General features: G+C 59.4%; 12 protein-coding genes. 7 read left to right on the top strand and 5 right to left on the bottom strand.

Annotated features, from left to right (window positions below):
- Positions 1–63: 63 nt before the first annotated feature.
- The 5 genes from aceE (at position 64) to msrA (ending at position 10,186) form a co-directional block, all read left to right on the top strand.
- Positions 64–2,709: a pyruvate dehydrogenase (acetyl-transferring), homodimeric type gene (aceE, locus tag HU718_RS03345; RefSeq protein WP_007915682.1), complete on the top strand. Its 2,646-nt coding sequence runs from the start codon at positions 64–66 to the stop codon at positions 2,707–2,709.
- 11 nt (positions 2,710–2,720) lie between these two features.
- Positions 2,721–4,697 carry a dihydrolipoyllysine-residue acetyltransferase gene (aceF, locus tag HU718_RS03340; protein WP_186612942.1) on the top strand — a complete coding sequence of 659 codons (1,977 nt, stop codon included), beginning with the start codon at positions 2,721–2,723 and terminating at the stop codon, positions 4,695–4,697.
- A gap of 276 nt (positions 4,698–4,973) precedes the next feature.
- A complete protein-coding gene (locus tag HU718_RS03335) occupies positions 4,974–6,371 on the top strand; it encodes an alkaline phosphatase D family protein (protein ID WP_186612944.1) in 1,398 nt (465 codons plus the stop codon).
- 244 nt (positions 6,372–6,615) lie between these two features.
- Positions 6,616–9,312 (top strand): putative bifunctional diguanylate cyclase/phosphodiesterase, encoded by a 2,697-nt coding sequence (locus HU718_RS03330; RefSeq protein WP_186612946.1) that lies wholly within the window; start codon positions 6,616–6,618, stop codon positions 9,310–9,312.
- Between the two features lie 208 nt (positions 9,313–9,520).
- Positions 9,521–10,186: a peptide-methionine (S)-S-oxide reductase MsrA gene (gene msrA, locus HU718_RS03325; RefSeq protein ID WP_016985652.1), complete on the top strand. Its 666-nt coding sequence runs from the start codon at positions 9,521–9,523 to the stop codon at positions 10,184–10,186.
- A gap of 164 nt (positions 10,187–10,350) precedes the next feature.
- Here the strand turns inward: msrA and HU718_RS03320 are convergent, their stop codons facing one another.
- Positions 10,351–11,190, bottom strand: coding sequence for a 23S rRNA (adenine(2030)-N(6))-methyltransferase RlmJ (locus tag HU718_RS03320; RefSeq protein WP_064117137.1), 840 nt, complete (start codon positions 11,188–11,190; stop codon positions 10,351–10,353).
- A 612-nt stretch (positions 11,191–11,802) separates the two neighbouring features.
- Between HU718_RS03320 and HU718_RS03315 the strand changes: the two genes are divergently transcribed.
- A complete protein-coding gene (locus HU718_RS03315; protein WP_186612948.1) occupies positions 11,803–12,216 on the top strand; it encodes a T6SS amidase immunity protein Tai4 family protein in 414 nt (137 codons plus the stop codon).
- A 108-nt stretch (positions 12,217–12,324) separates the two neighbouring features.
- On the opposite strand, the gene HU718_RS03310 is transcribed toward HU718_RS03315, so the two are convergent.
- From HU718_RS03310 to putP, 4 genes are all read right to left on the bottom strand, one after another.
- Positions 12,325–12,645: a hypothetical protein gene (locus HU718_RS03310; RefSeq protein ID WP_095113464.1), complete on the bottom strand. Its 321-nt coding sequence runs from the start codon at positions 12,643–12,645 to the stop codon at positions 12,325–12,327.
- A 329-nt stretch (positions 12,646–12,974) separates the two neighbouring features.
- Positions 12,975–13,688: a DUF4123 domain-containing protein gene (locus HU718_RS03305; protein WP_186612950.1), complete on the bottom strand. Its 714-nt coding sequence runs from the start codon at positions 13,686–13,688 to the stop codon at positions 12,975–12,977.
- The gene (locus HU718_RS03300) at positions 13,678–15,693 is read right to left on the bottom strand and encodes a type VI secretion system Vgr family protein (protein ID WP_186612952.1); all 2,016 of its coding nucleotides are present in this window, start codon (positions 15,691–15,693) and stop codon (positions 13,678–13,680) included. The genes HU718_RS03305 and HU718_RS03300 overlap by 11 nt, the downstream gene beginning before the upstream one ends.
- 353 nt (positions 15,694–16,046) lie before the next feature.
- Positions 16,047–17,531, bottom strand: a complete 1,485-nt coding sequence (putP, locus tag HU718_RS03295) for a sodium/proline symporter PutP (protein ID WP_134175892.1) — start codon at positions 17,529–17,531, stop codon at positions 16,047–16,049.
- A gap of 458 nt (positions 17,532–17,989) precedes the next feature.
- Between putP and putA the strand changes: the two genes are divergently transcribed.
- Positions 17,990–21,943: a trifunctional transcriptional regulator/proline dehydrogenase/L-glutamate gamma-semialdehyde dehydrogenase gene (gene putA, locus HU718_RS03290; protein WP_186612954.1), complete on the top strand. Its 3,954-nt coding sequence runs from the start codon at positions 17,990–17,992 to the stop codon at positions 21,941–21,943.
- The last annotated feature ends 20 nt before the right edge of the window (positions 21,944–21,963 follow it).

Genomic DNA, 21,963 nt, shown 5'->3' with positions numbered 1-21,963 from the left:
CCACAAGGCCAGTCGCAAACTCAGGCAACCGATTCTGGAAGCCTTTCCGCCCTGGAGCAAGCCATGCAAGACCTCGATCCCGTCGAAACCCAGGAATGGCTGGACGCCCTGGAATCGGTTCTCGACAAAGAAGGCGAAGACCGTGCTCACTATCTGATGACCCGTATGGGCGAACTCGCGACCCGCAGCGGCTCGCAGCTCCCTTACGCCATCACCACGCCTTACCGCAACACCATCCCGGTAACCCACGAAGCACGCATGCCTGGCGACCTGTTCATGGAACGCCGCATTCGCTCGCTGGTACGCTGGAACGCGATGGCCATGGTAATGCGTACGAACCTGAAAGATTCTGACCTGGGTGGTCACATCTCCAGCTTCGCTTCCAGTGCGACCCTGTATGACATCGGCTTCAACTACTTCTTCCAGGCCCCGACCGACGAACACGGCGGCGACCTGATCTACTTCCAGGGCCACACCTCGCCAGGCGTTTACGCCCGTGCGTTCATGGAAGGCCGCATCACCGAAGACCAGATGAACAACTTCCGCCAGGAAGTCGACGGTCAGGGCCTGTCGTCCTACCCGCACCCTTGGCTGATGCCTGACTTCTGGCAGTTCCCGACCGTATCCATGGGTCTGGGTCCGATCCAGGCGATCTACCAGGCACGCTTCATGAAGTACCTGGAACACCGCGGTTTCATCCAGCCGGGCAAACAGAAAGTCTGGTGCTTCCTGGGCGACGGCGAGTGCGACGAGCCGGAATCCCTGGGCGCGATCTCCCTGGCCGGCCGCGAGAAGCTGGACAACCTGATCTTCGTCATCAACTGCAACCTGCAACGCCTCGACGGCCCGGTTCGCGGCAACGGCAAGATCATCCAGGAACTCGAAGGCGTGTTCCGCGGTGCTCAGTGGAACGTGACCAAGGTCATCTGGGGCCGTTTCTGGGACCCACTGCTAGCCAAAGACGTCGACGGCATCCTGCAACGTCGCATGGACGAAGTCATCGACGGCGAGTACCAGAACTACAAAGCCAAAGACGGCGCGTTCGTCCGTGAACACTTCTTCAACACGCCAGAACTCAAGGCGATGGTTGCTGATCTGTCCGACGACGAGATCTGGAAACTCAACCGTGGCGGCCACGACCCGTACAAGGTCTATGCGGCGTACCACGAAGCGGTCAACCACAAAGAACAACCTACCGTTATCCTGGCCAAGACCATCAAGGGTTATGGCACCGGTGCCGGCGAAGCGAAAAACACTGCGCACAACACCAAGAAAGTCGACGTCGACAGCCTGAAGTTGTTCCGCGACCGCTTCGACATCCCGGTCAAGGACGAAGAGCTGGAGAACCTGCCGTTCTTCAAGCCAGAGCCAAACAGCGCCGAAGCCCGCTACCTCAGCGAGCGTCGCACTGCACTGGGCGGTTTCGTGCCTCAGCGCCGCGCACAAAGCTTCAGCGTGCCGACTCCGGACCTGGACACCCTCAAGGCGATCCTTGACGGTTCCGGCGACCGTGAGATTTCCACCACCATGGCTTTCGTGCGGATCCTCGCGCAACTGGTCAAGGACAAGGAAATCGGCCCGCGCATCGTTCCGATCATCCCGGACGAAGCCCGTACCTTCGGTATGGAAGGCATGTTCCGTCAGTTGGGCATCTACTCGTCCGTCGGCCAGCTCTACGAGCCAGTCGATAAAGACCAGGTGATGTTCTACAAGGAAGACCAGAAAGGTCAGATCCTTGAAGAAGGCATCAACGAAGCAGGCGCCATGAGCTCGTTCATCGCTGCCGGTACTTCGTACTCCAGCCACAACCAGCCGATGCTGCCGTTCTACATCTTCTACTCGATGTTCGGTTTCCAGCGTATTGGCGACCTGGCCTGGGCCGCTGGCGACAGCCGCACCCGTGGCTTCCTGATCGGCGGCACCGCCGGCCGGACTACCCTGAACGGTGAAGGTCTGCAACACGAAGACGGTCACAGCCACCTGCTGGCCGCGACCATCCCGAACTGCCGCACCTACGATCCGACCTACGGCTACGAGCTGGCGGTGATCATTCAGGACGGCATGAAGAAGATGACCGAAGAGCAACAGGACATCTTCTACTACATCACCGTGATGAACGAGTCGTACCAGCAGCCAGCCATGCCGGCCGGTGCCGAAGAAGGCATCAAGAAAGGCATGTACCTGCTCGAAGAAGACACCCGCGATGCGGCGCACCACGTACAGCTGATGGGCTCCGGCACCATCCTGCGTGAAGTCCGTGAAGCGGCGAAGATCCTGCGTGAAGAGTTCAACGTTGGCGCTGACGTGTGGAGCGTTACCAGCTTCAACGAACTGCGTCGCGACGGCCTCGCTGTAGAACGCAGCAACCGTCTGAAGCCTGGCCAGAAGCCTAAGCTGAGCTACGTCGAAGAGTGCCTGAACGGCCGTAAAGGTCCGGTCATCGCCTCTACCGACTACATGAAACTGTTCGCCGAGCAGATCCGTCAGTGGGTACCGTCCAAGGAATTCAAAGTCCTCGGCACCGACGGTTTCGGCCGCAGCGACAGCCGCAAGAAACTGCGTCATTTCTTCGAAGTTGACCGTCATTTCGTGGTGTTGGCAGCCCTGGAAGCACTGGCTGACCGTGGTGATATCGAACCTAAGGTGGTGGCAGAAGCCATCGTCAAGTTCGGCATCGACCCGGAAAAACGCAACCCACTGGACTGCTGAGGAGACATTTTGTGAGCGAACTCATTCGCGTACCTGACATCGGCAGCGGTGAAGGTGAAGTAATTGAACTGTTTGTGAAGGTCGGCGACCGTATCGAAGCCGACCAGAGCATCCTGACCCTGGAATCGGACAAGGCCAGCATGGAAGTGCCGGCCCCGAAAGCCGGTGTCATCAAGAGCCTGAAAGTAAAGCTGGGCGACCGTCTGAAAGAAGGCGACGAACTGCTTGAGCTGGAAGTCGAGGGCGCCGCTGAAGCGGCCCCTGCTCCTGCTGCTGCGCCGGCTGCAAAAGCTGAAGCCAAACCGGCTGCCGCGCCTGCTGCCGCTGCACCAGCCGCTGCCCCTGCTGCCGCTTCGGTTCAGCAAGTGCACGTGCCGGACATCGGTTCGTCGGGCAAGGCGCAGATCATCGAGATCCAAGTCAAGGTCGGCGACAAAGTCGAAGCTGATCAATCGCTGATCACCCTGGAATCCGACAAGGCGAGCATGGAAATCCCGTCGCCTGCCGCTGGCGTGGTCAAGGCCATCAGCGTCAAGCTCAACGACGAAGTCGGCACTGGCGACCTGATTCTGGATCTGGAAGTGGCGGGTGCTGCGGCCCCTGCGGCTGCCGCTCCAGCCCAGGCTGCTGCCCCGGCCGCTGCTGCTGCGCCTGCTCCGGCAGCCGCGCCAGCTGCACCGGTGGCTGACAGCGTTCAGGACATCCACGTTCCGGACATCGGTTCGGCTGGCAAAGCCAAGATCATCGAAGTGTTGGTCAAGGCTGGCGACAGCGTTGAAGCCGACCAGTCGCTGATCACTCTGGAATCCGACAAGGCGAGCATGGAAATTCCATCGCCTGCCGCTGGCGTGGTGGAAAGCGTTTCCATCAAGCTGGATGACGAAGTCGGTACCGGCGACCTGATTCTGAAGCTGAAAGTCAAAGGCGCAGCGCCTGCTGCTGCACCGGCTCCAGCTGCCGCCGCTGCTGCTTCGAGCGCTCCGGCACCTGCCGCTGCTGCTCCGGCTGCCGCTGCACCTGCTGCCGCTCCAGCCGCCGCACCGGCTGCTACGCCAGCGAAACCGGGCGCCAAAGTTCACGCCGGCCCTGCCGTGCGTCAACTGGCCCGTGAGTTCGGCGTCGAGCTGAACGCGGTCGGCGCCAGCGGCCCGCACGGTCGTATCTTGAAAGAAGACGTGCAGGTTTACGTCAAAGCGATGATGCAGAAGGCCAAGGAAGCACCGGCCGCTGCTGCTGGCGCAACCGGTGGCGCGGGCATCCCGCCGATTCCGGTCGTCGATTTCAGCCGTTTCGGCGAAATCGAAGAAGTGCCGATGACTCGCCTGATGCAGATCGGCGCGTCGAGCCTGCACCGCAGCTGGCTGAACATCCCGCACGTGACTCAGTTCGATTCGGCTGATATCACCGAGCTGGAAGCGTTCCGCGTTGCACAGAAAGCCGTTGCAGAGAAGGCTGGCGTCAAGCTGACCATCCTGCCGCTGCTGCTCAAGTCGTGCGCGCACATGCTCAAGGAACTGCCGGACTTCAACAGTTCGCTGGCGCCAAGCGGCAAAGCGATCATCCGCAAGAAATACGTGAACATCGGCTTCGCCGTCGACACCCCGGATGGCCTGCTGGTACCGGTCATCAAGAATGTCGACCAGAAGAGCCTGCTGCAACTGGCAGCCGAAGCCGCTGCGCTGGCCGCCAAAGCCCGCGACAAGAAGCTTACCGCTGACGACATGCAGGGCGCCTGCTTCACCATTTCCAGCCTCGGCCACATTGGCGGTACCGGCTTCACGCCGATCGTCAACGCGCCGGAAGTGGCGATCCTCGGTGTTTCCAAGGCAACCATTCAGCCAGTCTGGGACGGCAAAGCCTTCCAGCCGAAACTGATGCTGCCGCTGTCGCTGTCCTACGATCACCGTGTGATCAACGGCGCCGCTGCCGCACGCTTCACCCAGCGTCTGGGCAGCCTGCTGGCGGACATCCGCACGATCCTGCTGTAACTCGATCGGCCCTCCGGCAACGGAGGGCCGATTGCTGCACCCTTTCGAGCGCCACACGCTCGTACCTCAACCCCGTCAGTTTGGCGGGGCTTTTTTTTGCCTGAAGAAAACACCTTCTCTTCTTTTTCCCACACGTTGCGCTGATATCGGCCACAACTCTGGTCGGCTTGACACTGATCTTTTTTATTCGATACGCAACTAACCTAGGCGCAGCCAATTCAACTAATAAAACTTAGTAGAACCCTGTTAATTCAAGTTAATTCGAATGGATTCGACATGTTAAAACCAACTATCGGCCCGATTGTCGGCCACGTTACAACTCATCATGCACGCATCTTCATGCGTGGCGACCGGCAGAACAATTCAAGAGTATTTGCCGGAGTACGTTATCGCGTTTGCGGCACACAACAATGGTCCAACGGTAACTTCGCGCATCTGAGCGAATTACGCGACCTGTCACATGTGTTCGCCCTCAACAACTTGAGTGCCGACACAGAATATGAATTTCAGGCCGGCTGGTTCAGCCCGATGAATCCAGTGCATACCCCGGACAGCGTTGCCGAATTGCCGTTGCAATGGCCGCGGGAAATCTACCGCATGCGCACCCGCTCCAGCAAAACCCTGCAACCCAAAGCCTATATCGTCGGCTCCTGCCGCTACCTGCGCATGACGGCAGGCATCGCCTCCCTGCCGCAACTAGGCGACCGGATCTTTGCATCCATCAATCAGCTGATCGAAGGCATACAGCCACCGATCAGCGCGGTATTGATGACCGGCGATCAAATTTATGTGGATGATTTGAATCTGATCGCACCGGATCGCGAATACAAAGACATCCTTAACAAATACCGTGCCGCATTTTCCCAACCGAATATTCAACGCTTGATGTCCGGCACTTCGACTTACATGATTCTTGACGATCATGAAATCGAAGATAACTGGCCGGCCAATGCCAGCAAGTCCGACGGTGATTTATATCGTAATGCCATGGCTGCTTATGAGCTGTATCAGGTTAGTCACAGCCCGGCCCACCCACTGACAACTAACGGAGATATAGATCACGCAACACTCGAGCATTACTGGTATCAATTCAGCGATGGCGATATCGAATGGTTTGTCACCGACAGTCGTACCCGTCGCAACTTGTCCGCCGAGGATCGACGGATCCTCGACGAGGCACAGGAACAAGCCTTGCTTGAATGGCTGAGCAACAGCACCGCGCGGGTCAAGTTCGTGGTCACCAGCGTGATGTTCTACCCCGATCGCAAACTCCACGGCGATGACGCCTGGAAAGTCTTTCCCGAGCAGCGTCTGCGTCTGCTGGAAACCATCCGCACCCGACGGATCAAGAATGTCGTGTTCATCTCAGGGGACGTGCATGGCTCGCTGACCGCTCGCTTGACTCACAGCGAAGACCCCGACTTTGAAGTCCATACGGTGGTGTCCTCACCGCTTTGCAACAGCAAACTGCTGCCTTACGCCAAGGCGTCCACGTTCATTCTGGATCAGCCGCTGGTGCGCACGGCGGCGGGCGATTACCGGCATGAACTGACCAGCACCGTGGTCAGCGAAGACAATTTCGCTCACATGGTGGTCGACGCCGGGCAGATTCAGGTCAATTACCACGATCGCGATGGCAAACAGCTGCAATCGATCGTCATTCCCTTGCGTTGAATAACCGGTTGAAGGGGCGTCGTTTCGGGGCACAAAGCGCTCTGGAACGGCGTTTTTTTCCATTCAACAGCATTACTTTCTGCCGCACGCTGGAGAAATGTTCAGCGCAGCCGACATATTCTTATAGCACTTGGCCTTCATGTCTCTTGTCAGTCGGTGCCGCAATGATGCAACCTTGCCGCAGGCAACAGTAAAGAGGGCGAGAGCCCGGCGCGTTCAGCATATTTCCAAGCGAGTTCCCTTCATGAAGAGCCAACCCGATGCCGCCAGCCGTATGGCGGCCGAGGTAGTGACGCAGTTGCCTGTGCCCTCGCGGCTCGGCATGCTGCGTTTCGAGCGCTTGAATGAAGCCAGTTGGGCCATGCTGTTTCTCGATCCCAACTGCGAACGCCAGTTCGGCCAGCCGGCCGTCGAACTCTGCGCGCTGGTCGGCTCACCCTACGCCAGCCTGATGGAACCCGAAGCGCGCTATCAACTGCACGACGCGATCCAGCAACAACTCACCGTCAGCCCGCATTATCTGGTGCGTTACACCCTGCACACGGCTGCCGGTGCACTGAACATCCTTGAGCTGGGCGAAACCTACAAACAACACAACCGTCATCTGCTGCGTGGCTATCTGCTGGCGGTCGATCACGTTTTCGATGAAGTGCCGCTGCCCCCCTCCGTTGACCTCGAAACGCAAAATTCACGCCTGCAAATCGCCCTTGAACTCAATCAACGCGCTCAGCAAGAACAGCTGCAGCACCTGGAACGCGTGCGCGCCCAGCAAGACTTGATTCTGCTGCTCGCCCGTCAGCGCTACAGCACGCACAACTCGCTGCAGGAAGCCGCCGAACTGATCACACGCTGCGCCTGTGATATCTATGAAATCGACTGCGCCAGTCTGTGGAACCTCGAAGGCCAGCAGTTGGTGCCGATCTCCGCGTACCACCGCGCGACCCAGGAATACATCCTCCCGGACGTGATCGACATCAGCAGTTTCCCTGACTACATGGAAGCCCTGCACAGCAGCCGCGCCATCGACGCACACAATGCGATGCGCGATCCGCGCACCCGGGAAATGGCCGAAGCCCTGCGCCCGCGCGACGTCAACGCCATGCTCGACGCCAGTATTCGCGTCGATGGCCAAGTGGTCGGCGTACTGTGTCTGGAGCAAACCGGCGTCACCCGCGCCTGGCAGTCCGACGAAATCGCCTTTGCCGGGGAGCTGGCCGACCAGTTCGCGCAAGTGATCAACAACCATAACCGCCGCACCGCCACCAGCGCCCTGCACCTGTTCCAGCGTGCGGTCGAGCAAAGCGCCAACGCCTTTTTGCTGGTCAATTGCGACGGTGTGGTCGAGTACGTCAACCCGAGTTTCACCGCGATCACCCAGTACACCACCGAAGAAGTCCACGGCCAGCGTCTGTCCGAGCTGCCGGCGCTGGAAAACCTCAGTGAACTGTTGTTCGACGCGCCTTCGGCGCTGGCCAAGAGCAACAGCTGGCAGGGTGAATTCAAGAGCCGCCGGAAGAACCTCGAACCGTACTGGGGCCAGTTGTCGATCTCCAAGGTCTATGGCGATAACCGCGAGCTGACGCATTACATCGGCATCTACGAAGACATCACCCAGACCAAACTGGCGCAACAGCGCATCGAGCGTCTGGCCTACACCGACAACCTGACCAACCTCGGCAACCGGCCGGCGTTTATCCGCAATCTCGACGAACGCTTCGCCCGCGACAGCGACACGCCGATCAGCCTGTTGCTGGTGGACATCGACAACTTCAAACGGATCAACGACAGCCTCGGTCACCAGACCGGCGACAAGCTGCTGATCAGTCTGGCCCGACGTCTGCGCAACAGCCTGAGCCCAAGTGGCAGCCTCGCGCGGTTCGCCAGTAACGAGTTCGCGGTGTTGCTCGACGACACCGACCTCGCGACCGGTCAGAAGATCGCCAACCAATTGCTGGCGACGCTCGACAAGCCGATGTTCGTCGACAACCAGTTGATCAGCGTTACCGGCTCGGTCGGCCTGGCGTGCGCGCCGCTGCACGGTCGCGACCCGCAAACGCTGATGCGCAACGCCGGTCTGGCACTGCACAAGGCCAAGGCCAACGGCAAACATCAGGTGCAGGTCTTCACCGAAGCGTTGAATGCCGAGGCCAGTTACAAACTGTTCGTCGAGAACAACCTGCGCCGCGCCCTGACCCAGAACGAGCTGGACGTGTTCTACCAGCCCAAGCTGTGCCTGCGCAGCGGGCGTCTGCTGGGCATGGAAGCGCTGTTGCGCTGGAACCATCCGGAGCGCGGCATGATCCGCCCGGACCAGTTCATCAGCGTCGCCGAAGAAACCGGCCTGATCATTCCGATCGGCAAGTGGATCGCGCGTCAGGCCTGCCGCATGAGCAAAGCGCTGACCGCTGCTGGGATGGGCAATCTGCAAGTGGCGATCAACCTGTCGCCCAAGCAATTCTCCGATCCGGATCTGGTCGCCTCCATCGCCAACATCCTCAAGGAAGAAGCGCTGCCGGCCAATCTGCTCGAACTGGAACTGACCGAAGGCCTGCTGCTGGAAGCCACCGAAGACACGCACTTGCAACTCGACCAGCTCAAGCGCCTGGGCCTGACCCTGGCCATGGACGACTTTGGCACCGGTTATTCGTCGCTGAGCTATCTGAAGAAATTCCCGATCGACATCATCAAGATCGATCGCAGCTTCATCCACGAAATCCCCGACAACCAGGACGACATGGAAATCACCTCCGCGGTGATCGCCATGGCGCACAACCTGAAACTCAAGGTTGTGGCCGAGGGTATTGAGACCGCCGAGCAATTGGCGTTCCTCCGTCGGCATCGTTGCGATGTTGGCCAGGGCTACCTGTTCGACCGGCCGATCCCCGGTGGCGAACTGATCCAGGCCCTCAAGCGCTACCCGCGCGGGCCGCTCTGCCTCTAAAAACACCGCAAACTCCCCCTATGGATGAATTCCCCCTGTGGGAGCGAGCTTGCTCGCGAAAGCGGTGGGTCAGTCACTGCAAATATTGAATGCTACAGCGCTTTCGCGAGCAGGCTCGCTCCCACATTTGGATAGTGCGAAGTCGGGCATCATTCGGCACACTGGCGGTCTGACTTTTTACATCCCATCCTGACTGAGAGGAACGATCATGGTTCTGCGCTCGGAAATTCTGGTGAACAAAAACGTGCTCCCGACTAAAGAACAAGCTCTGCCCGGCCGCGAAACCGCGATGACCTTGCCTGAAAAGCACTTCGTTTTCGAAGAAACCCCGCTGCTTGGCCCGTTTTTCCAGGACGTCGACTTTGCGATTTTCGGTCTGGGCTGTTTCTGGGGCGCCGAGCGCCGCTTCTGGCAGCGTGAAGGCGTGGTCAGCACGGTCGTCGGTTATGCCGGCGGTTTCACGCCGAACCCGACTTACGAAGAAGTCTGCTCGGGCCTGACCGGCCACGCGGAAGTAGTATTGGTGGTGTATGACAAGGCCAAAGTCAGCTACGAAGAGCTGCTGGCGATGTTCTGGGAACTGCACAACCCGACACAGGGCATGCGCCAAGGTAACGACATCGGCACGCAGTACCGCTCGGTGATCTACGCGACCTCACCTGAGCACCTGGACGCAGCGCTGAAAAGCAAAGCGACCTACCAGGCTGAACTGTCGAAAGCGGGTCTGGGCGAAATCAGCACCGAGATCGAACAGGCGCCGACCGTGTACTTCGCCGAGACGTATCACCAGCAGTATCTGGCGAAGAACCCTGAGGGTTACTGCGGGATTGGCGGCACCGGCGTGTGCATGCCAGCGAGTCTGGCAGGCAACTAACCCCGCCGACTGATCGTTCCCACGCTCTGCGTGGGAATGCAGCCCGGGACGCTCCGCGTCCCAACAGCGGACGCAGAGCGTCCATTGAGGCATTCCCACGCAGAGCGTGGGAACGATCGCTGTAGGAGTTGCCGCAGGCTGCGATCTTTTGATCTTGCCGTTGATCAGCTCTCGGCAATCAGCCAATCCATCTGCCAGCCACCCTGGGTCTGCCCAAGCTTCTTCGACAACCACGGCAGCAACTCACGCAACTCTTCCTCCAGGCCCCACGGCGGATTGGCAATCGCCATGCCCGAGCCGTTCAGACTGTTCGGCGTATCCAGCGGGTGCACCAGCAGCTCCACACGCAGCAACTTCGGCGCACCCGTGCCGGCCAGATCCTGATAGAAACGACGCAACGCGCGCTGATCCTTCACCGGATACCAGATCGCCGCCACCGTTTGGCGCATGCGGCCAATCGCCTCTTTCAACGACGCTGCGCAACGCTGCATTTCATCGAGCTGTTCGAACGGCGGGTCGATCAACATCACCGCGCGTTTTTCCTGAACCGGCAACATCGCCCGCGCGACGTGCCAGCCTTCGCCAAGATGAACTTTGACCCGACGATCGCCGGCCATGTTGTCCTTGAGCAGCACACCGTCTTCCGGATGCTTCTCGTTGAGCATGACCCGATCCTGTGGGCGCGTCAGGCGCCGCGCCAGCTCCGGCGAACCCGGGTAATAGCGCAACTGGCCGTCCGGGTTCATCTCGTGCAGCACCTTCATGTAGTCGGCGGTCAGCGCCGGCAGATCCGGCTGCTCCCACAAGCGCGCGATGCCTTCCAGGTACTCACCGGTACGGTTGGCCTGATCGCCCTGCAAGTCATACAGACCGATGCCGGCGTGCGTGTCGAGATAGGCAAACGGCTGCTCCTTGCGCGACATCAGGGCGATGAGGCGGGTCAAGGTCAGGTGTTTGAACACATCGGCGTGATTGCCGGCATGGAAGGCGTGACGATAATTCATGGCTGCTCCTGCGAAGGGCGCAAAGTTTACCTTTTACCGGGCGGCAAGTCAGGGGTTCGCAGCCGAGCGGACAAAAGCCTTTCCCTCACCCTAGCCCTCTCCCGGAGGGAGAGGGGACTGACCGAGTGATCTTGCGAGTTACATCGACCTGAAAGATCAGCGTGATCTCAGGTTTGGCCAAGCGAAGTTCACCGCTGAAGTCGCAGGTCGGCGTACATCACCCAGACAACTCGGTCAGTCCCCCAAAACAACACCTCCATCCAGACTCGGCCAAGCGAAGTGCACCGCTGAAGTCGCAAGTCGGCGTAGATCAGCCAGACAACTCGGTCAGTCCCCCCCCCGAAAAAACACCACCATCCAGGCTTGGCCAAGCCAAGTTCACCACTGAAGTTGCAAGTCGGCGTACATCGCCCAGACAACTCGGTCAGTCCCCGAAACAGCACCACCATCCAGGCTTGGCCAAGCGAAGTTCACCGCTGAAGTCGCAAGTCGGCGTACACCGCCCAGGCAACTCGGTCAGTCCCCTCTCCCTCTGGGAGAGGGCTAGGGTGAGGGGCTTTGCTTTTATGGCGTTAAACTGGCTAACCATGAACGACAGGACGTCAAAAACTCATGCGATATCTGATCATCTGCTTATTCAGCCTGCTTGGCCCATACCTCGCCCTTGCCGACGAAACCCACATTGAACAGGCACGCCAGACACTAAAGAACTACGGCCTGAGCCACTGCATCCTAGAGCCATTCAACGAGCGCTCCGCGCTGGAAAAAGACATTGCCCTGTCCGCCAATGCCTATTCCGTCATGGGCAAAGGCATGCATTCCATCCTGCAAAATGAAGACACGCTGCAAGTGCTGCACGATCCCTACAAAGAAACCCGAAACTACGTGTTGGCGACTTGCGAGCAGACACCTTCAAACAGCAAATACTCGAATGAAAAAGTAGTGTTCCTTGTGTGCCTGAAGGTCTACAACTCCGAGGCGTTCAACCGCTTTATCAAAACTCAGGACGCGTACATTTCCGACTGATGCTCCGATCGCCATCAACATCAAAAGATCGCAGCCTTCGGCAGCTCCTACAGAGTGAGCGTTATTCCGGTGTAGGAGCTGCCGCAGGCTGCGATCTTTTGATCTTTTTCAGGCAGGCATGCTGCGCAGGCGCCTGCCGATGACATCAAGCACATCACAGCCGTCACGCAAGGGGATCACGCAGAGCTGGGCGAAATCGCTGAGGATGACGGAGTCGCATTCGACCGAGCCGCGCATGCACATGTTTTCCAGCACCTGGATCACGGCGCGCAGACGATGGTTGGCGGCGTCCATGAGGATGTCGAGGGGCACGTGGGTGTCGATGAACAGCGTAGGCATGTCGCTGCAATTGCCGGTCAGGGCCATGAAGCGGTTATCGGGATGGGGGATGATTTTTTCGTAGGGTGGAGCCGTTCGTATTGTCGTCATTTCTATCTTCCATAGAGTGTAAAAGTGAACTGCCGCATTCCTTCCTACGGGATTGGGTGGCAGCCGTGCACGGGAGTAGGAAACCGACCCATGGAATTCGGCCACGCCGAAGCGTGTCCCGCACACAGCCGCCGCTGACGACATTGCTCACACAAGTTACGTGCCGCAATGCAAACAACAGCGCTGATGCACCATAGGTAGAGGGCTCCTACACCCTGTCACCACTCTCGCAGTGACAACGAAAAGACTATCCCTGCAACCCATCGCCCACCAGTTCATGAAAACCGCCGCAACTCGAAGGAATCGTCCGAGACCTTCGCCCCGAAAACTCACTCCGACTCTGCCAGCAAAAACGCCAGCAACGCCGATTGCGACGATTCTTCCGACATAGAAACCTGAAAAAACCGCCTCACTTTGCAGCGCAAAATCGCCTCGGGGAAGGCCTCGAAAACTGCCGGATGTTCCTCGCTCAACCACTGCAACGCATTGGCGGTTCGAACGTCATAGCCTTGCTGCGCCAGCACCGACTCCGGCACCTGCCACCACGGAAATACCCTTCCCGAAACCTGCGCCCTGCCGCCAATTTCCAGCGCCTGCCCATTGATCAAACAACGCTCGATCAGCGGAAACAGCTGCGCCGCATCCACTTCGTTGGCCTGCAAAATCGGCAACAGAAACCGCCCGTCCCAAAAACGAAAAAACACCGTTTTCCCGCCAGGCATCAGCACTTGGGTGAGACTGCGAAAGTGCGCCACCACCTCTTCCAGACTCGCCGAAGAAACCGCCAGCCACCCCCAATCCTGCGACTCGGTGGTGGTGACCCAATGCAGAAACTCACTGTCAGTAGCGACAATTCCCACGTAGGGCATCACCGCATCCCACTCGGCATAGATCGTCTCGGCCCAGATCGGGCTCGCCGTGTCTCGCCAAGCGACAGGCGGTTTTGCCTCATTGGCATTACTGAAAACCGCAAACAACTGCTCGGAAGTTTTCAACGGCTCCCGCGCCAACCAATCGGCAGGCAAAAGAAAATCAGGCTGCACAGAGACCGTCCTTGCAACGCTCACACTCTTCGCAGAATGGTGCATCACCCTTGAAGCTCATGATTTGTGCGGCAGTGAGCATCGCTGCCGGCGCAGCGACCAGTTTCTCCGGTAATCCCGGGACAACCGGCGCGGCACTCATCGCCGCCATCGGCACACCACCCACAACAATCGGCACACTGCTGAAAATGCCGCTGGGACCGATGTTGATCCACTGCCCACCGGCCTGAATCGTCGCACTCGCGCCACCGTCAATGACCACTTGCTGACCGGCGCTGACGTGGAATTGCCCACTGGCGCTGATCGCCTGATTGCTCACGCGAATATGCCGGTCGCCGCTCACGCTCAGATGGTCGTCCTGCTTCACTTCGATCTGCCGCTGACCGTGAGTAATGCGCTGCTCATCAGCCTTCAACTCATGGCGGGCGGTGCCGGTGACGACGATGCTGCGCTGGTTATCGACCTGCACTTGTTGATCGTGCAACACATGCTGCGTCCAGTTGCGCTGGGCGCGCAGGTAGATTTCCTCGGCGCCTTTGCGATCCTCGATGCGCAGTTCGTTGTAGCCGCCACCGCCGGGGCTGCTCTGGCTGCGGAAAATGCTGCGGGTCTTGTCCGCGGGCAGATCCAGCGGGATCGGCGTCGCGGCGTTGGGCAGGCAACCCACGACCAGCGGTTTGTCGGCATCGGCATCGATGAAACCGACAAGCACTTCCATGCCGACTCGCGGAATCAACACGCTGCCATAACGGTCATGGGCCCAACCGCTGGCAACGCGCAGCCAGCAACTGGAATGCTCGTTCAATTCACCGTCGCGATCCCAGGCCAGTTGCACCTTGACCCGGCCATACTCGTCGCAGTGGATTTCCGTGTCTGTCGGCCCGGTCACAACCGCCGGTTGATAGCCGAGCATGCGTGGTTTTTCCGGCCCCAGCGCCGGACGGAAGAACACGTCCCACGGCGTGGCGAGAAAGGTATTACGGTAACCCTGGAATCCTTCCCCATCACTGGTCACCGATTCCTCCAGCACTTGCGGCTGTCGGCCATGATGTTCGACGGCAGTCAGCAGCCACAGGTCGTTCCAGTCGTGGCGCGGATGCTCGGTCAGTTGCAGGAAATGTCCGCAAACCAGTGCGGATTCGTCGCTGATGCCTTCGGCCTGACGGTAATCAGCGACATGTCGCTCAAGGGCACGCTGGGCGAGGTGCTTGCCGGTTTCACGATCGTTGAATTGGCCAGGGAAGTGATAGTCCTCCAGCACTGGGCGCTGCTCGCCGTCGACACGGCTTTGCAGGTGCAGACGGGGCTTTTCGAAGTTGTAGTCGCGCCGAGTGACCACGCTGGTGCGGGTTTCCACGCGCACGTTGAAACGCTGAATCGCCGGGGCTCCGGCAGACATGCCACTGCCCGGCAAATAAAGGGTCGGCGTGGCCAGTTTTGGAAACACCGTCTGGTCATCACCGAACACCAGTACGTGCGCGTCGGGGCTGTGTTGAAAGTGGTAATGAATGCCGACCTCGGCACATAGCCGCTGAATGAACGCCAAGTCGCTTTCAGCGTACTGCACGCAATACTCACGAACCGGGTATTCACTGCCTAACCGAAAATCGAAAGCATCACGAAGGATCGCGTGATCCTTAAGCACCTGCGCAACAATTTGCGGCACGCTCTGATGCTGGAAGATCCGCTGATTGATGCGGTGACCGAGGTACGTCAGACGCGGCACCAGACTCAGGTGATAACGCGTCAGACGTTTCCCGGAATCGCCCTGCCCGACCTGATAAATCTGACCGTGAACGCCGGAGCCGTCCGCATCAAAACTCAGAAACGCCTGACAATGCAGCAGGCTTTCGAGATCCAGATCCGGTCGTTCACTGACCAGTTCCAGCTCGAAACGAAAGGGTTGACTGATGGCTTCCTTGCCCGTGAACTCAAGGACCTTGAGGTCATGTTGGGCGCCTTCGAGGGTCAACGTGAAACGCGGTTGATTGGCAGGCGCGAACATCCGATGTCTCTCTGCAGAATGAAGGGCGGGCGATTCTGCATGAGGGGCAAGGGGTGATGAATGGGTGACGAGAAAATCAGATTTGCCCTACTTTCATTGACGAAAAACCCTGCAAAAAGCAGCGCCTTCAACTACAGACAAATCTCCAAAACCACCACCGAACCCTGTGGGAGCGAGCCTGCTCGCGAAAGCGGCATGTCAGTCGACACATTCATTGAATGATCAATCGCATTCGCGAGCAGGCTCGCTCCCACAATGGATTTCCACAGGATTCGAGAAATCACAGGCACAAAAAAACGGCCCGTATCCTGTAGGAAACGGGCCGTTTTCGGGTGAGCCTCAGCTCAGAACAATCACTTGTTCAGGTGGAAATCTTTTTCCGCCGCTTCGAAGCGCTGCACCATGCCTCTGGTCGGCTCGCCCATCTTGCTGACGATGTAGATGGCCAGGCTGGCGAAGATGAAGCCCGGGATGATTTCGTACAGACCCAGCAGTTCGAAATGCTTCCAGACCACCACGGTGATCGCGCCGACCAGAATACCGGCCAGTGCGCCGTCGCGGGTCATTTCTTTCCAGATAACCGAGATCAGCACAACCGGACCGAACGCAGCACCGAAACCGGCCCAGGCGTAGGACACCAGGCCGAGTACGCGGTTTTCCGGGTTGGCGGCCAAGGCGATCGCGATCAGTGCAACCAACAGCACCATGGCGCGGCCGACCCAGACCAGTTCAACCTGGGAGGCGGATTTACGCAGGAAGGTTTTGTAGAAGTCTTCGGTCAGGGCGCTCGAGCACACCAGCAACTGGCAGCTCAAGGTGCTCATCACCGCAGCCAGAATGGCCGACAGCAGCACACCGGCGATCCATGGGTTGAACAGCAGTTTGGCCAGTTCGATGAACACGCGTTCGTGGTTCTCGGTCACGGGACCGGCAACTTCCGGGTGCGCCGAGAAGTACGCGATACCGAAGAAGCCCACCGCCACGGTGCCGCCCAGGCACAGGATCATCCAGGTCATGGAAATGCGACGCGCCTTGGCGATCGACTTAACCGAATCCGCCGCCATGAAACGCGCGAGGATGTGCGGCTGACCGAAGTAGCCCAGACCCCAGCCCATCAGCGAGATAATGCCGATGAAGGTGGTGCCTTTGAGCATGTCGAAGTTGCTCGGATCTTGCGCCTCGATCGCCAGGAACGTGGTATCGACGCCACCAGTAGCCAGCAGGACGATGATCGGCGTGAGGATCAGCGCGAAAATCATCAGCGTGGCTTGTACGGTGTCGGTCCAGCTCACCGCGAGGAAACCACCAATAAAGGTGTAAGCAATCGTCGCCGCAGCACCGGCCCACAGCGCCGTCTCGTAGGACATGCCGAAGGTGCTTTCGAACAGACGGGCACCGGCCACGATGCCGGAAGCGCAGTAGATGGTGAAGAACACCAGAATCACGATCGCCGAAATGATCCGCAGCAGACCGCTTTTATCTTCAAAACGGCTGGCGAAGTAATCCGGCAGGGTCAGGGCGTCGCCGTTGTGCTCGGTCTGCACGCGCAGACGGCCGGCAACGAACAGCCAGTTCAGGTAGGCACCGATGACCAGACCGATGGCGATCCAGCTTTCGGACAGACCGGACATATAGATGGCGCCCGGCAGGCCCATCAACAACCAGCCACTCATGTCGGACGCACCGGCGGACAGCGCGGTGACGACGCTGCCGAGGCTGCGACCGCCGAGAATATAGTCAGAAAGGTTGTTGGTGGAGCGATAGGCCATCAAGCCGATCAGCACCATTGCTGCGATGTAGATCACGAACGTGATCAGGGTTGGATTGCTTACGCTCATTGAGTTACGCCCTGGCTTTGTTTTTATGTAGCGGCGGTGGTGAACCGCACGCAAACGACGACGTTTGGCAGACGATCCGGGATCCCGCGCATTTAGGACTGATGTTTCCCCAGGAAAGCCATCAGCCGGTACACCGGGTTATTCCCGGTTGCACCTTGGGCGCGAATGCTATGCAACAAATCAAATAAGGTGCAACCAGTTTCGTGAGAATTAGTTGCACCTAGTCGGATTTATCGACGACCACCCCGTTTTTGCTCCCTTTTGTGGCAGTCACGGCCCTTTGCTAGAAGCAAAAGCACCAAGCAGGAGCAGCACTTTCGTACCAGAAAATAATTCCTGACGAGCTGCCTATTATTCCGACAAAAAAAGGGTTGCACCCGGTTGCACCTCTTTCGGCGCACGGCTAATCTTGCGGCCAGCTGATGCCACGCAACTGTGGCAACCATGAGGATAAAAATATGGCTACCACCACCCTTGGGGTCAAACTTGATGACCCGACCCGCGAGCGCCTGAAGGCGGCCGCGACCTCGATTGATCGCACACCGCACTGGCTGATCAAGCAGGCAATTTTCAATTACCTGGAGAAACTCGAGGGTGGTGCAACCCTGACCGAGCTGAACGGTTTGACCGCCAAGGACGCCGATGAGGCGGGCGAAGTCCACACTGATCACGCCCACCAATGCTTCCTCGAATTTGCTGAAAGCATCCTGCCGCAGTCTGTACTGCGCGCATCGATCACTGCCGCTTACCGTCGCCCTGAGCCGGAAGTGGTGCCGATGCTGATCGAGCAGGCTCGCCTGCCGGTCGCCATGGCTGAAGCCACCAACAAACTCGCCGCCTCCATCGCGGAAAAACTGCGTAACCAGAAAAGTGCCGGTGGTCGTGCAGGCATTGTTCAAGGTCTGCTGCAGGAATTTTCCCTGTCGTCCCAGGAAGGCGTGGCGCTGATGTGCCTCGCCGAGGCGCTGCTGCGCATTCCGGACAAGGGCACTCGCGACGCACTGATCCGCGACAAGATCAGCACCGGCAACTGGCATCCGCATTTGGGCAACAGCCCGTCGCTGTTCGTCAACGCCGCCACTTGGGGCCTGCTGCTGACCGGCAAACTGGTCTCGACGCACAACGAAGCCGGCCTGACGTCGTCGCTGAGCCGCATCATCGGCAAGAGCGGCGAGCCGATGATCCGCAAGGGCGTCGACATGGCCATGCGCCTGATGGGCGAGCAGTTCGTCACCGGCGAAACCATCGCCGAAGCGCTGGCCAACGCGAGCAAGTTCGAAGCCAAGGGCTTCCGTTATTCCTACGACATGCTCGGTGAAGCGGCACTCACCGAACACGACGCGCAGAAGTACCTGGCGTCGTACGAACAAGCCATTCACTCGATCGGCAAAGCCTCCCACGGTCGTGGGATTTATGAAGGCCCGGGCATCTCCATCAAGTTGTCGGCACTGCACCCGCGTTACAGCCGTGCGCAGTACGAGCGTGTGATGGACGAGCTGTACCCGCGCCTGCTGTCGCTGACCCTGCTGGCCAAGCAATACGACATCGGCCTGAACATCGATGCCGAAGAAGCCGACCGTCTCGAACTGTCGCTGGATCTGCTTGAGCGCCTGTGCTTCGAGCCGCAACTGACTGGCTGGAACGGCATCGGTTTCGTCATCCAGGCTTACCAGAAGCGTTGCCCGTACGTGATCGACTACGTGATCGACCTGGCTCGCCGCAGCCGTCATCGTCTGATGATCCGTCTGGTAAAAGGCGCGTACTGGGACAGCGAAATCAAGCGCGCCCAAGTCGAAGGCCTGGAAGGCTATCCGGTCTACACCCGCAAGGTGTACACCGACGTTTCCTACATCGCTTGCGCCCGCAAACTGCTGTCGGTACCGGAAGTCATCTACCCGCAGTTCGCCACGCACAACGCCCACACCCTGTCGGCCATTTACCACATTGCCGGTCAGAACTATTACCCCGGCCAGTACGAATTCCAGTGCCTGCACGGCATGGGCGAACCGCTTTACGAACAGGTTGTAGGCAAAGTTTCCGAAGGCAAGCTGAATCGTCCGTGCCGCGTGTACGCACCGGTCGGCACCCACGAAACCCTGCTGGCGTACCTCGTGCGTCGACTGCTGGAAAACGGCGCGAACACTTCGTTCGTCAACCGCATCGCCGACCAGTCGATTTCGATTCAGGAACTGGTGGCCGATCCGGTGGCGCAGATCGAGCAGATGGCGACCGTGGAAGGTGGTTTCGGCCTGCCGCACCCGCGCATTCCGCTACCGCGTGACCTGTACGGTGCCGAACGCGCCAACTCCAGCGGCATCGACATGGCCAACGAACATCGCCTGGCTTCGCTGTCCTGCGCCCTGCTCGCCACTGCGCACAACGACTGGAAAGCCGCGCCGATGCTCGGTTGCGCTTCCAGCAACGAAACACCGGCAGCCGTTCTGAATCCGTCGGATCACCGTGATGTGGTCGGTCACGTGCAGGAAGCCACCGTCGAAGACGTCGACAACGCCATTCAATGCGCGCTGAACGCTGCGCCGATCTGGCAGGCCACCCCGCCGGCCGAACGCGCAGCGATTCTGGAGCGCGCCGCTGACTTGATGGAAGGCGAGATCCAGCCGCTGATGGGCCTGCTGGCTCGCGAAGCCGGCAAGACCTTCGCCAACGCCATCGCTGAAGTCCGCGAAGCGGTCGACTTCCTGCGTTATTACGCAGTGCAGGCGCGCAACGATTTCAGCAACGACGCCCACCGCCCACTGGGTCCGGTGGTGTGCATCAGCCCGTGGAACTTCCCATTGGCGATCTTCAGTGGCCAAGTCGCTGCGGCATTGGCTGCCGGTAACCCGGTATTGGCCAAGCCTGCCGAGCAAACTCCGCTGGTGGCTGCTCAAGCGGTGCGCCTGATGCTCGAAGCCGGCATCCCGGAAGGCGTGCTGCAACTGCTGCCGGGTCGCGGCGAAACCGTCGGCGCTGGTCTGGTTGGCGATGAGCGCGTCAAAGGCGTGATGTTCACCGGTTCCACCGAAGTCGCGCGCCTGCTGCAACGCAACATTGCTGGCCGTCTCGACAGCCAGGGCCGTCCGATTCCGCTGATCGCCGAAACCGGTGGCCAGAACGCGATGATCGTCGACTCTTCGGCACTGACCGAACAGGTGGTGATCGACGTGGTGTCCTCGGCCTTCGACAGCGCCGGTCAGCGTTGCTCGGCGCTGCGCGTACTGTGCCTGCAGGAAGATTCCGCCGATCGCGTCATCGAAATGCTCAAAGGTGCCATGGCCGAAAGCCGTCTCGGCAACCCTGAGCGCTTGTCCGTGGACATCGGCCCGGTGATCGACGCCGAAGCCAAGGCTGGCATCGACAAGCACATCCAGGGCATGCGCGACAAAGGTCGCAACGTGTACCAGGTGGCGATTGCCGACACCGAAGAAGTCAAACGCGGCACCTTCGTCATGCCGACCCTGATCGAACTGGAAAGCTTCGACGAACTGCAACGCGAGATCTTCGGCCCGGTGCTGCACGTGGTGCGCTACAAGCGTAAAGAAATCGATCAACTGATCGCTCAGATCAACGCTTCCGGTTATGGCCTGACACTGGGCGTACACACGCGCATCGACGAGACCATCGCCAAGGTGATCGACAACGTCAACGCCGGTAACGTCTACGTCAACCGCAACATCGTGGGTGCCGTGGTTGGCGTGCAGCCGTTCGGCGGCGAAGGCCTGTCGGGTACTGGCCCGAAAGCCGGTGGCCCGCTGTACCTGTACCGTTTGCTGGCGACACGCCCTACCGACGCCATCGAACAATCCTTCGCTCGCGGTGATGCCGTGGTAGCACCGGACGTTCGTTTGCGCGACGCCATGAGCAAACCGCTGAACGCCTTGAAAGCCTGGGCTGACAGCAACAAGTTCGCTGACCTGAGCACCCTGTGCGTGCAGTACGCTGCGCAATCGCAGAGCGGCATCACTCGCGTTCTGGCCGGCCCGACCGGTGAGAAAAACAGCTACGCCATTCTGCCGCGCGAGCACGTGTTGTGCCTGGCCGAGGTTGAAGGCGATCTGCTGACGCAACTGGCAGCGGTGCTGGCGGTAGGTGGTTCGGCGGTGTGGCCAGAGTCCGACATCAGCAAGGCATTGTTCGCACGCCTGCCGAAGGAGATTCAGGCGCGGATCAAGCTGGTTTCTGACTGGAACAAGGATGAGGTGGTGTTTGATGCGGTTCTGCATCACGGCCATTCCGACCAGTTGCGCGGCGTTTGCCAGCAGATTGCCAAGCGTGCCGGCGCGATCGTTGGCGTTCAGGGCTTGTCCCAGGGCGAGACCAATATTGCGCTGGAGCGTCTGGTGATTGAGCGGGCGTTGAGTGTTAACACTGCTGCGGCGGGTGGTAATGCGAGCTTGATGACCATCGGCTAAACCGCTGTAAGCCCAGGCGA

This window comes from Pseudomonas tensinigenes (assembly GCF_014268445.2).
Classification (GTDB): Bacteria; Pseudomonadota; Gammaproteobacteria; order Pseudomonadales; family Pseudomonadaceae; genus Aquipseudomonas; species Aquipseudomonas tensinigenes.
This window is presented reverse-complemented; position numbering and strand designations above follow the sequence as displayed.

What these genes read in the sequence shown, in the direction of transcription:
- aceE (WP_007915682.1), top strand. Translation starts at nt 64, where the DNA reads ATGCAAGACCTCGATCCCGTCGAAACCCAGGAATGGCTGGACGCCCTG.
- HU718_RS03335 (WP_186612944.1), top strand. Translation starts at nt 4,974, where the DNA reads ATGTTAAAACCAACTATCGGCCCGATTGTCGGCCACGTTACAACTCAT.
- HU718_RS03330 (WP_186612946.1), top strand. Translation starts at nt 6,616, where the DNA reads ATGAAGAGCCAACCCGATGCCGCCAGCCGTATGGCGGCCGAGGTAGTG.
- msrA (WP_016985652.1), top strand. Translation starts at nt 9,521, where the DNA reads ATGGTTCTGCGCTCGGAAATTCTGGTGAACAAAAACGTGCTCCCGACT.
- HU718_RS03320 (WP_064117137.1), bottom strand. Translation starts at nt 11,190, where the DNA reads ATGAATTATCGTCACGCCTTCCATGCCGGCAATCACGCCGATGTGTTC.
- HU718_RS03315 (WP_186612948.1), top strand. Translation starts at nt 11,803, where the DNA reads ATGCGATATCTGATCATCTGCTTATTCAGCCTGCTTGGCCCATACCTC.
- HU718_RS03310 (WP_095113464.1), bottom strand. Translation starts at nt 12,645, where the DNA reads ATGACGACAATACGAACGGCTCCACCCTACGAAAAAATCATCCCCCAT.
- HU718_RS03300 (WP_186612952.1), bottom strand. Translation starts at nt 15,693, where the DNA reads ATGTTCGCGCCTGCCAATCAACCGCGTTTCACGTTGACCCTCGAAGGC.
- putP (WP_134175892.1), bottom strand. Translation starts at nt 17,531, where the DNA reads ATGAGCGTAAGCAATCCAACCCTGATCACGTTCGTGATCTACATCGCA.
- putA (WP_186612954.1), top strand. Translation starts at nt 17,990, where the DNA reads ATGGCTACCACCACCCTTGGGGTCAAACTTGATGACCCGACCCGCGAG.